Origin of the sequence: Pseudomonas sp. W5-01, assembly GCF_046540435.1 — a bacterium.
Classification (GTDB): domain Bacteria; phylum Pseudomonadota; class Gammaproteobacteria; order Pseudomonadales; family Pseudomonadaceae; genus Aquipseudomonas; species Aquipseudomonas graminis_B.
In genome coordinates this window covers 587830-602663 of the sequence record NZ_JAXCIP010000003.1, presented here as the reverse complement: position 1 = coordinate 602663, position 14834 = coordinate 587830, and the positions used below count along the sequence as shown (strand labels likewise).

The window sequence follows — 14834 nt, the reverse complement described above, 5'->3', positions numbered from 1 at the left end:
TTCGACTCCTCAGACACGACCAAGAGCAAAGCCCTTGACCACGTGATTACGAACGAACCAGATCACCAGCATGCCCGGCAGAATGGTCAACACCCCCGCCGCTGCCAGCACCCCCCAATCGATCCCCGACGCCGAAACGGTACGGGTCATGACCGCCGCGATCGGCTTGGCATTGACCGAGGTGAGCGTGCGCGCCAGCAACAATTCGACCCAGGAGAACATGAAGCAGAAGAACGCCGTGACACCGATGCCCGAGCCGATCAGCGGGATGAAAATCTTGCCGAAGAACTTGGGAAAGCTATAGCCGTCGATGTAGGCGGTTTCGTCAATCTCCTTGGGAACCCCGGACATGAAGCCTTCCAGAATCCACACCGCCAGCGGCACGTTGAACAGGCAGTGCGCCAACGCTACCGCAATGTGCGTGTCGAACAGGCCGATGGACGAATAAAGCTGGAAGAACGGCAGCAGGAAAACCGCTGGTGGCGCCATCCGGTTGGTCAGGAGCCAGAAGAACAGGTGTTTGTCGCCGAGGAAACGATAGCGTGAAAACGCGTAGGCCGCAGGCAACGCGACGCTCAGCGATATCACCATATTCAGGCAGACGTAGTACAGCGAGTTGATGTAGCCGCTGTACCAGCTTTCGTCGGTGAAGATCACCTTGTAGTTCGCCAGCGTGAAGTCCTGTGGGAACAGGGTCAGGCCGCCGAGGATTTCGGTGTTGGTCTTGAACGACATGTTGACCAGCCAGTAGATCGGCACCAGCAGAAACAGCAGGTAGATCCACAGCGGTATGAGCTTTTTGAACGACACTTTCTCGCGCTTGTTCATGGGCGCTCCTCAGTTCTTTTCGCTGTGGGTCATGGCGGTGTAGAACACCCACGACACCAACAGAATGATCAGGAAATACACCAGCGAGAATGCCGCCGCAGGGCCCAGGTCGAACTGGCCGAGGGCCATGGTCGTCAGGGTCTGGCTGAGGAAGGTCGTGGAGTTGCCCGGACCGCCACCGGTAAGCACGAACGGCTCGGTGTAGATCATGAAGCTGTCCATGAAGCGCAGCATCACGGCGATGAGCAGCACGCTTTTCATCTTCGGCAGCTGGATGTGTCGGAACACGGCCCAGTTGGACGCCCGATCGATTCGTGCCGCCTGGTAGTACACGTCCGGAATGGCGCGCAGCCCCGAATAGCACAGCAACGCCACCAGTGAGGTCCAGTGCCAGACGTCGATGACCAGCACGGTCACCCAGGCGTCCGACGCATTGGCCGCGTAGTTGTAGCTGATGCCCAGCACGTCGTTGAGGACCCAGCCCAGCAGGCCGATGTCGCCACGGCCGAAAATCTGCCAGATGGTGCCGACCACGTTGAAGGGAATCAGCAACGGAATGGTCATGACGATCAGGCACAGCGACGACCAGCGACCCTTGGTCGGCATGGTCAGGGCGATGCCGATGCCCAGCGGGATTTCGATCAGCAATACGCAGCCGGAGTAGATGAACTGGCGCAGCAGCGAGTCATGCAGGCGCGGGTCCTGCAGCACCTGGCGGAACCAGTCGGCGCCGACGAAGTAGCGGCTGGACTGGTCGAAGATGTCCTGCACCGAATAGTTGACCACGGTCATCATCGGAATGATGGCGCTGAACGCCACCAGCAGGAACACCGGCAGCACCAGCCACCAGGCCTTGTTGTTTTGCACTTTAGTCATGGGACACCTCGCTGGCCGGCAGTGTGTTCGTGGCGGCCTCCAGCAGAAATTCATCGGCGTAGAGCATCAGCCATTGCGCCGGGAAACTGATCCAGGCCTGGCCCTGGGGCACCGGCTTGTCTTCCTGCAGGCGCACTTTCAGCGACTGGCCGGCCAGGTTGACGGTGATGATCTTGTAGGTCCCCAGGTCCTCGACATAGGTCACCTCGGCCTGCATGGCGTCGTCGTTGGGGCTGTCCCAGACGTGTACGAACTCGGGGCGAATCCCGACTTTCAGCGTGCTCCACTGAGTCGATGCAAGGCGCTGCTGCAGCGCATCGGGCAACGGCAGGTGAATGCCGCCAAAGCCCACGCCACCGGCTTCAGGCTTGACCTCGATGAGGTTCATGCCGGGGCTGCCGATGAAGTAGCCGACGAAGGTGTGGTGCGGCTTTTCAAACAGTTCACGCGGGGTGCCGAACTGCACGATCTGGCCGCCGTACATCACCGCGATCTTGTCGGCGAAGGTGGAGGCCTCCAACTGATCGTGGGTGACGTAAACCATGGTGATGTTGAACTGCTCGTGAATCTGCTTGAGCTTGCGGCGCAGTTTCCACTTCAGGTGCGGGTCGATCACGGTCAGCGGTTCGTCGAACAGAATTGCCGACACGTCATCGCGGACCAGTCCGCGGCCCATGGAGACTTTCTGTTTTTCGTCAGCGGTGAGGCCTTTGGCTTTCTTGCTCAACAACGGCTGCAGATCCAGCACGTCGGCGATTTCCTGCACCTTGATCTTCACTTTCGCTTCCGGCATGCCCTGATTGCGCAGCGGAAAAGCGAGGTTGTCGTACACCGTCATGGTGTCGTAGACCACCGGAAACTGGAAAACCTGAGCGATGTTGCGCTCCTCCGGCGACATGTCGTTGACCACCGTGGTGTCGAACATGACCTTGCCTTCAGACGGGCTGAGCAGGCCGGAGATGATATTGAGCAGGGTCGATTTGCCGCAGCCGGACGGGCCGAGCAAGGCATACGCGCCGCCCTGCTCCCAGATGTGGGTCATTTCCCGGATGGCATAGTCTTCAGGGCCGGTCGGATTGGCGCTGTAGCTGTGCGCGAGTTTTTGCAAGCGGATCTCGGCCATCAGGCAACCCTCGCCATGCGCAGGCCCGGCGCCTGAATCAGGCCGCCCTGCTGATCGAATACGAACAGTTTGTGAGTCGGGATGTACACGCGAATCGGCGTGTCCACGTCGTACTCGTGGACGCCCGGCAGATGCAGCACCAGCGAGAAATGCTCGTTGCGCACGTGCAGGAAGGTTTCCGAACCGCTGATCTCGGCGAGTTCGACGGTGACCGCCAGCTCAAGATCGTCGTCGTTGGACGGCACCAGGCTCAGGTGGCTCGGCCGCACGCCGAAGCGGTACTCGCCGTCACCGATGCTGCGCAGGTCAACGTTTAGCGGGAAGTGCACGAAATTGGCGAAGCTGACTTCGTTGCCTTCGATACGGCCGGGCATCAGGTTGATCGGCGGCTCGGAGAACAATTCGGCGGCCAGCACGGTTTTCGGCTGGTGATACACCTCGGGCGTGCGGCCGCTCTGGATCACGCGGCCTTCGTGCAGAATCGTGGTGGTCCCGCCGAGCGCCAGCGCTTCGTTCGGCTCGGTGGTGGCGTAAATGGCGATGGTGTTGCGCGTTTCGAACAGCTGGCGCATTTCCTGACGCAGCTCTTCGCGCAGCTTGTAGTCGAGGTTGACCAGCGGCTCATCGAACAGAATCAGCTCGGCGTCTTTGACCAGCGCCCGCGCCATGGCCGTGCGCTGCTGCTGACCGCCGGACAATTCGAGGGGGTGACGGCTGAGGAATTTCTCGATGCGCAGCATCTTCGCGGTTTCGCGGACGCGTCGGTCGATTTCGTCTTTCGACATCTTGGCCTGGCGCAGCGGCGAGGCGATGTTGTCGTAGACGGTCATGCTCGGATAGTTGATGAACTGCTGATAAACCATCGAGACATTGCGATGACGCACCGCGACCTGGGTGACATCTTTGCCATTCATCAGTATCCGGCCGCTGTCTGGCTTGTCCAGACCGGCCATCAAGCGCATCAGGCTGGTTTTGCCTGATAAGGTGCGCCCCAGCAATACGTTGAATGAGCCGGGTTCAAAGCTCAGCGAAGCATCGTCGATCCAGATCTGACCGTCGACGGCGCGGCTGACGTGCTCAAGCGTGAGAGACATGGCGTGCCCTTTTTATTTGTTTTGTTCGGGGTGTTGCGTGTATGCCGTATGGCAGGTCGTGACATCCGTTGACCGATTGTGCTGACCGATTGTTGGATAGCGACAATCGTGCCAACCGGCCCGCTCAGGCGCTTTCTGGCTGGGATACGCGGACTAGAGCGGTTGCGACAATTTGCCGCACAGACCGGCATTCGTTGATGAACGTAAATGAACAGGAAATGCTGAACACCTGAACAAAATGAACATTGACTTTGAACAATCCTGAACAACAATGGGTGGACGTTTTCGAGCAGGGATGCTCTGCCTAACGGCATCTCGACAACAATAAATAAAAGTACTCGGACGGAGCCATTTCATGGCCACAGCAGGCGCATCCCCCAGCCACGACACCATCATTCAGGACTCGTGGGCCCGTTGCCGCGAGTTCGGCCTCGACCACCAGTCACGCCCGTCCTTCGGTCGCCTGCCCGATCAGCAGGTTTCGCAGCTGCTCGAGCGCCATCATTCCCTGGTGCAGACCACCCATCAGCAGGTGCTCCCCTTCTACGAGAACATCCTGAGCAATTCCAATTGCCTGATCCTGCTCGCCGATCAGCAGGGCCAGGTGCTCAATTCCTGGGGCAACAAGCGCTTCGTCGAGCCGGATCAACAGCCGGGTTTCGTCGCCGGCGCCAGCTGGCTGGAGCAAAGCGCCGGCACCAATGCCATCGGCACTGCGCTGGCCTGTGAACAGGCTGTTCACATTGAACACGATGAACACTTTCTCAAGGCCAACCGTTTCATGACCGGGTCGGCGGCGCCGATTTTCGATGCGTCGCGGCGGATGATCGCGGTGCTCGATGTGTCCAGCGACAGCTTCCTGCCGCCTTCCCACACCCTTGGGATGGTCAAGATGATGAGCCAGACCATCGAAAACCGGCTGATCCTCGACCAGTTCCAGCACAGCCATTTTCAACTGGTGTTCAACACCGGCCTGAACAACCTCGACAGCCAGTGGGCCGGCCTGCTGGTGTTCGATGAAAGCGGCCGTGTGCTCTGCGCCAACCGCCGCGCCGACACCCTGCTGGGCGTCAGCCTGCTCAACGCCAACATCGAGAACCTGTTCAAAGCGCCGGTTGCCGATCTGCTTGACCAAATGGAAGGCCAGCCCTTCCCGCTCCAGGCGTCGGGCCACAACCGTTTCCATTGCGTGCTGAAGCGGCCGAAAGCACCGGTGCTCAAGCTCAGAACGGTGCCTGTGCAGGTGCCGATTCTGTCCCGCCCACTCGCGGTCGGTGTCATTGAGCCCGGCATGGGTGACGAGCGGGTCGAGAAAGCCGCGCGTCAGGGTCAGCGATTGCTGGAGAAGAACGTCCCGCTGTTGATTCTTGGCGAGACGGGTGTGGGCAAGGAAGTGTTCGTCAAGGCCCTGCACCGCGCCAGCTCCCGCGCCGATCAGCCCATGATTGCCGTGAACTGCGCGGCCATCCCGTCGGAGCTGGTCGAGGCTGAATTGTTTGGCTATGAAAAAGGCGCGTTCACCGGCGCTCACCATAAAGGCAGCATCGGGCTGATCCGCAAGGCGGACAAAGGCACGCTGTTTCTCGACGAGATCGGCGACATGCCGCTGCCGGTTCAAGCGCGTCTGTTGCGGGTGTTGCAGGAACGGTGTGTGCAGCCGGTTGGCAGCAGCGAGTTGTACCCGGTGGATATTCGGGTGATTTCCGCCACTCACTGCTCATTGCGCGAACATGTGCAGAACGGACGGTTTCGTCAGGATTTGTACTACCGCATCAGCGGCCTGAACCTGGAGTTGCCGCCGTTGCGGGATCGCAGCGACAAGCCCGCGCTGGTCCGTGCCATCTGGGAACAGCATCGCGAACCGCAGCAGACAGCAGGCTTTGAGCCACAGGTGATGGAGTTGTTCGAACGGCACCCGTGGCCGGGCAACCTGCGGCAGTTGAGCAACGTGATTCAGGTGGCGTTGGCGCTGGCCGATGATCAACCCATTTCCACGGAGCATCTGCCGGAAGACTTTTTTGCCGACCTGGCGATGGGCTGCGAGCGCGTCGAACCCGAGACAGTGTTCAACCGCAAGGCAGCGCTGGACACGCCGGAAGAGCTGAGTGAGTTGCTGCAGGCGGCCGGCGGGAATATCTCGCAGTTGGCGAAACGCCTGGGGGTGAGCCGGAATACGCTGTACAAGCGGCTGAGGGAACAGGGGTTTTGAAGGCTTAGATGGTTCCCACGCTCCGCGTGGTAACCCGCCGATGACGCTCCGCGCCAAATTAGACGCGGAGTGTCAGACGAGGTATTCCCACGCGGGGGGGGTCACCGCAATCAGCACAGAATTGTAACGGTGGCTTGGGCAAGAAGAATTATATGGCTATATTTGGCCAATATTTCCGAATGCGAGCATACGTCATGATTATCGTCCCTCTCGGTGAGGCCAAGGACAATCTGTCAAAACTGGTAGATGACGCTGCGGCGGGCCAGACTATCACGATCGCCAAACATGGTCGCGCAATGGCGCGCCTCGTCCCGATCGGGCGGCCCACCGGTAAACGCATCGGTGCTATGAAAGGTATTCTTCAACTACCGGACGACTTCGATGCGCCGCTTTCTGACTCTGTGCTGGATGATTTCGAAGGCAGTCGCCCATGAGGATACTGCTGGATACTCATATTCTTCTGTGGGCTCTGACTGACGACCCGAAGCTTTCTCCCAAAGCAAAAAAACTGATCGAAACCGCTACTGAGGTTTACATCAGCGCCGCCACGTTTTGGGAGATGTCGATAAAGATTGGCTTGGGGAAACTAACGGCTGATCTTGAGGAGATTCGCGAATACTGCCGAGACAGCGGCTTTATCGAGCTCCCTGTCAGCGTTGAACATGCAATCGCAGTCAAAGATCTGGAACACCATCATCGCGACCCATTCGATAGGCTAATCGTTGCTGCCGCCATCACTGAACCGATGAAGCTAATTACGTCAGACGCGATGGTTGCTAAGTACACGTCGCTCGCAGTGCTGGCTTGAGGCGCCCAAGCGCGGACGGCAGCAGGCCAGTAGAAATCAACAATTTGCCAAACGACCTTCGGGACGCTGATCGTTCCCACGCTCCGCGTGGTAACCCCGCCCAAGACGCTCCGCGTCAACGAAGACGCGGAGCGTCCGGCGAGGCATTCCCACGCGGAGCGTAGGAACGATCAAGGATAGGCGTTTACCGAGGGTTGCCGATCAATCCGCCAAACGCCAGGTGGTGCTGCCTTTGCTGTCTTCCAGCACCACGCCCATGGCGGTGAGCTGATCGCGGATGCGGTCGGACTCAGCCCAATTCTTGTCGGCGCGTGCCTGCAGGCGTGCGGCGATCAAGGCTTCGACTTCGGCAGCATCCACCCGCCCTTCGGCGCCGGCGCGCAGGAAGTCATCGGCTTCCAGCTGCAACACGCCCAACACGCTGGCCAGCTCCTTCAAACGTGCCGCCAGGCCTGCCGCTGCGTTGACATCACTGTCGCGCAGGCGGTTGATCTCGCGAACCATCTCGAACAGCACGGCGCACGCTTCCGGGGTGCCGAAGTCGTCGTTCATGGCAGTCGAAAAACGCTCGACGTACGCCTCGCCCCCCGCAGGCTCAGCGACCGGCAGGCCTTTGAGCGCGTGGTAGAACCGCTCCAGCGCGCCTTTCGATTCTTTCAGGCTGTCTTCGGAATAGTTGATCGCGCTGCGGTAGTGGCTCGACACCAGCAGGTAACGCACCACTTCCGGGTGGTATTTATCCAGCACGTCGCGGATGGTGAAAAAGTTGTTCAAGGACTTGGACATCTTCTCGCCATTGATGCGGATCATGCCGCAGTGCAACCAGGCGTTTGCGTAGGTCTTGCCGGTCGCGGCTTCGCTCTGGGCAATCTCGTTTTCGTGGTGCGGGAATTCCAGATCGCTGCCGCCGCCATGGATGTCGAAGGTCTCACCCAGGCAGCAGGTGGACATCACCGAGCACTCGATGTGCCAGCCCGGACGTCCTGCACCCCACGGCGATTCCCAGCTAGGCTCGCCCGGCTTGACGCCTTTCCACAGCACGAAATCCAGCGGGTCGTCCTTGGCTTCGTCGACTTCGATGCGAGCGCCGATGCGCAGGTCTTCGATCTTCTTGCGCGACAGCTTGCCGTAGCCCAGGAATTTGCCAACGCGGTAGTACACGTCGCCATTGCCCGGTGCGTAGGCATAGCCCTTGTCGATCAGGCGCTGGATCATGTCGTGCATGCCGCCGATGTAATCGGTCGCGCGTGGTTCCATGTCCGGCTTGAGGATGTTCAGGCGCGCTTCGTCCTCGTGCATCGCGTCAATCATGCGCGCGGTCAGGGCATCGAACGCCTCGCCGTTTTCACGGGCGCGGTTGATGATCTTGTCGTCGATGTCGGTGATGTTGCGCACGTAGGTCAGGTCGTAGCCGCTGAAACGCAGCCAGCGGGTGACGACGTCGAACGCCACCATGCTGCGGCCGTGGCCCAGGTGGCAGTAGTCGTACACGGTCATCCCGCAGACGTACATGCGCACCTTGTTGCCATCCAGCGGCTTGAAGACTTCTTTGCTCTTGCTGAGCGTGTTGTAGATAGAAAGCACGTTGCCTACCTTAGCTCCACGAATCGCGGAGCGTCACAGTCCGGTTAAAGACCGGATGACCGGGTTTCGAGTCCTTCAGATCCGCGCTGAAATAGCCTTCGCGTTCGAACTGGAAACGGTCTTCCGGCTGAGCGTCAGCCAGCGACGGTTCAGCGCGACAACCGGTCAGGACCTGCAAGGAGCCTGGGTTGATGTTGTCCAGGAAGGTCTTGCCCTCTTCTGCTTTCTCAGGGTTTGCCGACAGGAACAGACGGTCGTACAGACGCACTTCGCACTCGATGCTTTCCGCCGCCGGCACCCAGTGCACAACGCCTTTGACCTTGCGGCCTTCAGGGTTCTTGCCCAGGGTTTCCGGGTCGTAGGAGCAGCGCAGCTCGACGATGTTGCCGTCGGCGTCCTTGATCGCTTCGTCGGCGCGAATCACGTAGCTGCCACGCAGGCGCACTTCGCCGTTCGGTTCCAGGCGCTTGTAGCCCTTCGGCGGCTCTTCCATGAAGTCGTCACGGTCGATGTAGATCTCGCGGGAGAATGGCAGCTTGCGCACGCCGAGTTCTTCCTTCTGCGGATGGCGCGGCAGTTCGAGGTGGTCGACCTGGCCTTCCGGGTAATTGGTGATCACGACTTTCAACGGACGCAGCACGCACATGGCGCGCGGAGCGTTGTGGTCCAGGTCCTGACGGATGCTGAATTCCAGCATGCCGAAATCGACCACGCCGTCGGAGCGGTTGGTGCCGATCATTTCGCAGAAATTGCGGATCGACACCGGGGTGTAACCGCGGCGGCGGAAGCCTGACAGCGTCGACATGCGCGGATCGTCCCAGCCTTGCACGTGCTTTTCATCGACCAGTTGTTTGAGCTTGCGCTTGCTGGTGATGGTGTAGTTCAGGTTCAGGCGCGAGAACTCGTACTGACGCGGCTTGCACGGCACCGGCAGATTGTCGAGGAACCACTCGTAGAGCGGGCGATGGCTCTCGAATTCGAGGGTGCAGATCGAATGGGTGATGCCTTCGATGGCGTCAGACTGGCCGTGGGTGAAATCGTAGATCGGGTAGATGCACCACTTGTCACCGGTCTGATGGTGGTGCGCGTGACGAATGCGGTAGAGGATCGGATCGCGCAGGTTCATGTTCGGCGAAGCCATGTCGATCTTGGCACGCAGGACGCGGGCGCCGTCTTCGAACTCGCCGGCTTTCATGCGGCCGAACAGGTCAAGGTTTTCCTCGACGCTGCGATCGCGGAACGGGCTGTTCTTGCCCGGCTCGGTCAGGGTGCCGCGGTATTCGCGAGCTTGTTCGGGGGTCAGGTCATCGACGTAGGCCTTGCCCGTTTCGATGAGATGGACCGCCCAGGCGTACAGCTGGTCGAAGTACTGCGAGGCATAACGCACTTCGCCGGACCACTCGAAGCCCAGCCATTTGACGTCGCTTTCAATGGCGTCGATGTATTCCTGGTCTTCCTTCGCCGGGTTGGTGTCGTCAAAGCGCAGATGCGTAACGCCACCGAATTCCTGAGCCAGACCGAAGTTGACGCAGATCGACTTGGCATGACCGATGTGCAGGTAGCCGTTGGGCTCCGGCGGGAAGCGGGTCACGATCTGGGTGTGCTTGCCCGAGTCCAGGTCAGCCTGCACGATCGGGCGCAGGAAGTTGGTTGGAATTGCAGGGCCTGCCTTGGAATTCGCAGCGGCATCTTGAGTGGGCTTGCTCATAGGATCCTTGTACGGGTCGCGGCCAGGAAGGCCGGTTAAATCAAAGCGCCTATCATAGCCGAAGCTGTCAAGCCCCTGACAGCGCGCTGTGACAAAACTGCCGAGATGGGCCTGCGCTCAGCGAGAACCGCCGGCGCAATCGCAACTACCCGAGCAGCGGCTACCCTCTGTAAACTGCGCGCCTGGTGTGCATCAGCGGTACTGGCTTCGCATCGCGATGGCCGACTGCCGCGATCACTGCCTCTCACCACGACTTCAAAGAGCGAGCTGACCATGTCGAAAGTAAAGCTGACCACCAACCACGGTGAAATCGTTCTGCAACTGAACGCAGAAAAGGCGCCGCTGACCGTCGCCAACTTCATCGAATACGTCAAAGCCGGCCACTACGAAAACACCGTGTTTCACCGCGTGATCGGTAATTTCATGATCCAGGGCGGCGGCTTCGAACCGGGCATGAAAGAGAAGAAAGACAAGCGCCCGAGCATCCAGAACGAAGCCGACAACGGTCTGCCGAACAAGAAGTATTCGGTGTCCATGGCCCGCACCATGGAGCCCCATTCAGCCTCGGCGCAATTCTTCATCAACGTCGCCGACAACGACTTCCTCAACCACAGCGCCAAGACCGTACAGGGCTGGGGTTACGCCGTGTTCGCCGAGGTGGTCGAAGGCACTGAGGTGGTCGACAAGATCAAAGGCGTCGCCACCACGTCCAAGGCGGGTCATCAAGACGTGCCGGCTGACGACGTGATCATCGAGAAAGCCGAGATCGTTGAGTGATATTGCTGATCTCCGATCTGCACCTGGAAGAAGGACGCCCGGACATTACCCAGGCGTTTCTCGGCCTGCTGAACGGCCGCGCGCGCAACGCTGAGTCGCTGTACATCCTTGGGGATTTTTTCGAGGCCTGGATCGGCGATGACGCCATGTCGCCCTTTCAGCGCTCGATCTGCCAGGCGCTGCGCGCGTTAAGCGACAGCGGCACCCGGGTGTTCCTGATGCACGGCAATCGCGACTTCATGATCGGCAAGGCGTTCTGCAAAGCGGCGGGCTGCACGCTGCTCAAGGACCCAAGCGTCGTACACTTCAACGGAGAGCCGGTGCTGCTGATGCACGGCGACAGTCTGTGTACCCGGGACGAAGCCTACATGCGTATGCGCCGTTACCTGCGCCATCCGCTGACGCTGTGGGTGCTTCGTCATCTACCGTTGAGCACCCGGCACAAGCTGGCGCGCAAGCTGCGCAGCGAAAGCCGTGCGCAGACACGAATGAAGGCCAACGACATTGTTGATGTGACGCCGGACGAAGTGCCGCGGGTGATGACCGAGTCTGGCGTGAAGACGCTGATTCACGGCCACACCCACCGGCCTGCGGTCCACGACGTGCAACTGGGTGAGACCACGGCGCAGCGCATTGTGCTGGGGGATTGGGACCGCGAGGGGTGGTTGCTGCAGATCGATGAGCGCGGATTCCATCTGGAATCGTTTGCGTTTGAACCAGAGCCGGGTTTGGCGAATGAGCAGGGCGACCTGCGGCCCTAAACGCAGCCTCGTTGCCGGGCGCTAAACCTGTAGGAGCGTGGCTTGTCCCGCGATCTGGCGCGCAGCGGCAGTAAACCGGTAAAACGCGATGCACCTGATACACCGCATTCGCAGTTTTACGACCGGTTCCCGGCCGATCGCGGGACAAGCCACGCTCCTACAGTCTGCGCCCGATAGCTGTGATCAATGCCCTCCCCCGGGCGCAGCCTTCGCGGTAAACGGTGGCTTGGCCAGCCAGATGATCAGGATCAGCGACAGGAAGATCCAGCCCATCATGTAGAAATAGTCCACCGTCGACATCATGTAGGCCTGACTGGTGACCATCGAATCAAGCTGCGCGTAGGCCTGGTTGCTCGCCCCGCCCAGGGTCTCCAGCGCATGCCGCGTTGTCGGCTCGTAAGCGTTCACGTTTTCGCTCAGATACGCATGATGCTGATTGGCGCGGCGGATCCAGATCCAGGTGGTCAATGACGCCGCGAAGCTGCCGCCAAGGTTACGCAGGAACGTCGCCAGCCCCGAGCCGTCGGCAATCTGCGACGGCGGCAGGTCCGACAGCAGAATGCTCAAGGTCGGCATGAAGAACAGCGCCACCCCTGCCCCCATGAACAACTGCACCAGAGCGATGTGGGTGAAGTCCACCTGACTGGTGAAATCCGCACGCATGAAGCAGCTCAGGCCGATCGCCAGAAATGCCAGACCGGCCAACAGACGCAAGTCGAACTTATGCGCGTAGCGACCGACAAAGGGCGACATCAACACCGGCAGCACCCCGAGCGGTGCTACTGCCAGCCCGGCATAGGTGGCCGTATAGCCCATCTGCGTTTGCAGCCATTGCGGCAGAATCAGGTTGATACCGAAAAACCCCGCATAACCGCCCACCAGGCAGATCGTCCCGAAGCGAAAGTTGCGGAACGCAAACAGCCGAAGATTGACGACCGGATGGTCATCGGTCATTTCCCAGATCACGAACGCCACCAGGCCAATGGCTGAAATCACCGAGCCAATGATGATGAAGTTGGACTCGAACCAGTCCAGGTCATTGCCTTTGTCGAGCACGATCTGCAGCGCACCCACACCAATGATCAACGTGATCAAGCCCACATAATCCATGGGCTGGCGACTGGTGCTGACCGGACGCGTCGCCATTTGCTGACGCACCACGAACGCCGCGAACAGACCGATCGGCACGTTGATGAAGAAGATCCACGGCCAGCTATAACTGTCGGTGATCCAGCCGCCGAGAATCGGGCCGGCGATCGGCGCCACAACGGTGACCATCGCCAGCAGTGCCAGCGCCATCCCCCGTTTCGCCGGGGGATAGACCGCGATCAGCAGGGTCTGGGTCATCGGGTACAACGGTCCAGCGACCATGCCCTGCACGACCCGAAAGCCCACCAGTTCGGGCATCGACGTGGATATGCCGCAAAGGAACGACGCCATCACGAACAGCAGCGTGGCCCACAGAAACAGCTTCACTTCACCGAAGCGTCGACTGAGCCAGCCGGTCAGCGGCAGCGCGATGGCGTTACTGACCGCGAACGAGGTGATGACCCACGTGCCCTGCTCCGAACTCACGCCGAGGTTGCCGGAGATGGTCGGCAAGGCCACGTTGGCGATGGTCGTGTCGAGCACTTGCATGAAAGTCGCCAGCGACAGGCCGATGGTGGTCAGCAACAGGCTTGGCGGCGTAAAAGAAGCGGGAGCGTTAGTACTCATCGCGAATCCTTTGACACTCGAAGATCACCCCGGCCGGCTGAAGCGGGCCGGGGCAGATGGATTGGCGAATCAGCGCTGGGCCGTCTTGCCGCTGGTTGGCGCGCTGTTCTCGTGGATCACGCGGGCAATCATCGTGTCGGCATCGGCCAGTTGTTTGGCATAAACGTCGGTGGTGAACAGCGGCTGCTTCGGCGGTTGCTGCGCCAGCACCGGACCGCTCTGGTCATGCAGGTTCACGTCAACGGTGGTCGACAGACCGATGCGCAGCGGGTGCCTGGCCAGTTCATCGGCGTTGATGCGAACCCGCACCGGCACACGCTGGACGATCTTGATCCAGTTACCGGTGGCGTTTTGCGCAGGCAGCAAGGCAAACGCACTGCCGGTGCCGGCGCCGACGCTGTCCACGGTGCCGCTGTACTTGACGTCGCCTCCGTACAGATCCGCTTCGATGTCCACCGGCTGGCCGATGCGCATCTGGCCGAGCTGGGTTTCCTTGAAGTTGGCGTCGATCCACAGCTGGTCGAGGGGAATCACGGCCATCAGCGCAGTGCCCGGCTGAACCCGCTGGCCCAGTTGCACGGTGCGCTTGGCAACGTAACCGGTGACCGGGGCGATCAGCGTGCTGCGCGCGTTGCTCAGGTAGGCCTGACGCAGTTGCGCGGCAGCCGATTTGACGTCCGGGTGCGAAGAGACCTGGGTGTCATCCACCAGCGCGCTGCTGGTTGCCAGTTGCTGCTGGATGTTGGTCAACGCGTTCTGTGCGGTGGTCAGGTCATCCTTGGCGTGGGACAGCTCTTCCTGAGAAATCGCCCCGCCCGCCGCCAGACTGCGACGACGGTTGTAGTTGTCCTGGGCTCTCTGCACTTCGGCGCGCTGGGCCGCCAGTTGCGCTTTCATGCCGTCGACGTTGCTGTACAGACCGCGTACCTGACGCACTACTTTTGCCAGATTGGCTTCGGCACTTTGCAGCGCCACTTCGGCGTCATTCGGGTCGAACTGCACCAGCACCTGACCTTCGCGGACCAGATCGCCGTCGTCGGCGCCGATGCTCACCACGGTGCCGGTGACTTGCGGGGTGATCTCCACGACGTTGCCGTTGACGTAGGCATCGTCGGTGCTCTCGCTCCATCGGCCGTACATTTCGTACCAGGCCCAGACACCCACCGCACCGAGCACCACGACCAGCAGCAGGCCAAGGAACAGCAGTTTGCGCTTGCGCGGGTTCTTGGCCGGTTTGGTCTGCTCGGCGCCTTTGTCGCCGCCTTTGTCAGCGCTGTTGTCGGGCGCCGATGCGTTGGCGTCCTTTTGTTCGTTTGCAGGATTGTTGTCGGTAGTGGCAGTGGCCATGAC

13 protein-coding genes are annotated in these 14834 nt (G+C 60.4%); 5 read left to right on the top strand and 8 right to left on the bottom strand.

Annotated elements, in window-relative coordinates; all coding sequences use genetic code 11:
* Nucleotides 1–9: 9 nt before the first annotated feature.
* Genes SLW75_RS12720 through SLW75_RS12705 form a run of 4 tightly spaced genes read right to left on the bottom strand, consistent with a single transcriptional unit; the run spans nt 10 to nt 3921 of the window.
* On the bottom strand, nt 10–810 hold the full coding sequence (locus SLW75_RS12720) for a carbohydrate ABC transporter permease (protein ID WP_074892149.1): 801 nt from the start codon (nt 808–810) through the stop codon (nt 10–12).
* 27 nt (nt 811–837) lie between these two features.
* Nucleotides 838–1704, bottom strand: a complete 867-nt coding sequence (locus tag SLW75_RS12715; RefSeq protein ID WP_192134653.1) for a carbohydrate ABC transporter permease — start codon at nt 1702–1704, stop codon at nt 838–840.
* Nucleotides 1697–2827 carry an ABC transporter ATP-binding protein gene (locus tag SLW75_RS12710; RefSeq protein WP_065986432.1) on the bottom strand — a complete coding sequence of 377 codons (1131 nt, stop codon included), beginning with the start codon at nt 2825–2827 and terminating at the stop codon, nt 1697–1699. The genes SLW75_RS12715 and SLW75_RS12710 overlap by 8 nt, the downstream gene beginning before the upstream one ends.
* Nucleotides 2827–3921 (bottom strand): ABC transporter ATP-binding protein, encoded by a 1095-nt coding sequence (locus SLW75_RS12705; RefSeq protein ID WP_065986430.1) that lies wholly within the window; start codon nt 3919–3921, stop codon nt 2827–2829. The genes SLW75_RS12710 and SLW75_RS12705 overlap by 1 nt, the downstream gene beginning before the upstream one ends.
* A gap of 355 nt (nt 3922–4276) precedes the next feature.
* Here SLW75_RS12705 and SLW75_RS12700 point away from each other — a divergent pair, with 355 nt between their 5' ends.
* The 3 genes from SLW75_RS12700 to SLW75_RS12690 all read left to right on the top strand — a co-directional run bounded on the left by SLW75_RS12700 (nt 4277) and on the right by SLW75_RS12690 (nt 6938).
* On the top strand, nt 4277–6130 hold the full coding sequence (locus SLW75_RS12700) for a sigma-54-dependent Fis family transcriptional regulator (protein ID WP_410929292.1): 1854 nt from the start codon (nt 4277–4279) through the stop codon (nt 6128–6130).
* Nucleotides 6131–6324: 194 nt separating this feature from the next.
* The gene (locus SLW75_RS12695; protein WP_065986546.1) at nt 6325–6564 is read left to right on the top strand and encodes a type II toxin-antitoxin system Phd/YefM family antitoxin; all 240 of its coding nucleotides are present in this window, start codon (nt 6325–6327) and stop codon (nt 6562–6564) included.
* Nucleotides 6561–6938: a type II toxin-antitoxin system VapC family toxin gene (locus SLW75_RS12690; RefSeq protein WP_065986426.1), complete on the top strand. Its 378-nt coding sequence runs from the start codon at nt 6561–6563 to the stop codon at nt 6936–6938. The genes SLW75_RS12695 and SLW75_RS12690 overlap by 4 nt, the downstream gene beginning before the upstream one ends.
* 201 nt (nt 6939–7139) lie before the next feature.
* Here SLW75_RS12690 and cysS read toward each other — a convergent pair whose 3' ends face one another.
* Both cysS and SLW75_RS12680 read right to left on the bottom strand, forming a co-directional pair.
* Nucleotides 7140–8522 carry a cysteine--tRNA ligase gene (cysS, locus tag SLW75_RS12685; RefSeq protein WP_065986425.1) on the bottom strand — a complete coding sequence of 461 codons (1383 nt, stop codon included), beginning with the start codon at nt 8520–8522 and terminating at the stop codon, nt 7140–7142.
* A gap of 10 nt (nt 8523–8532) precedes the next feature.
* Nucleotides 8533–10230: a glutamine--tRNA ligase/YqeY domain fusion protein gene (locus SLW75_RS12680; RefSeq protein ID WP_065986424.1), complete on the bottom strand. Its 1698-nt coding sequence runs from the start codon at nt 10228–10230 to the stop codon at nt 8533–8535.
* 273 nt (nt 10231–10503) lie between these two features.
* Here SLW75_RS12680 and SLW75_RS12675 point away from each other — a divergent pair, with 273 nt between their 5' ends.
* The gene (locus SLW75_RS12675; protein WP_065986423.1) at nt 10504–11007 is read left to right on the top strand and encodes a peptidylprolyl isomerase; all 504 of its coding nucleotides are present in this window, start codon (nt 10504–10506) and stop codon (nt 11005–11007) included.
* Nucleotides 11004–11768, top strand: a complete 765-nt coding sequence (locus tag SLW75_RS12670) for a UDP-2,3-diacylglucosamine diphosphatase (RefSeq protein WP_410934591.1) — start codon at nt 11004–11006, stop codon at nt 11766–11768. The genes SLW75_RS12675 and SLW75_RS12670 overlap by 4 nt, the downstream gene beginning before the upstream one ends.
* A 183-nt stretch (nt 11769–11951) precedes the next feature.
* Here SLW75_RS12670 and SLW75_RS12665 read toward each other — a convergent pair whose 3' ends face one another.
* Together SLW75_RS12665 and SLW75_RS12660 are read right to left on the bottom strand one after the other, a co-directional pair.
* Nucleotides 11952–13484: a DHA2 family efflux MFS transporter permease subunit gene (locus SLW75_RS12665; protein ID WP_065986421.1), complete on the bottom strand. Its 1533-nt coding sequence runs from the start codon at nt 13482–13484 to the stop codon at nt 11952–11954.
* A gap of 69 nt (nt 13485–13553) precedes the next feature.
* A complete protein-coding gene (locus SLW75_RS12660; RefSeq protein WP_065986420.1) occupies nt 13554–14831 on the bottom strand; it encodes an HlyD family efflux transporter periplasmic adaptor subunit in 1278 nt (425 codons plus the stop codon).
* Between the last annotated feature and the right edge of the window lie 3 nt (nt 14832–14834).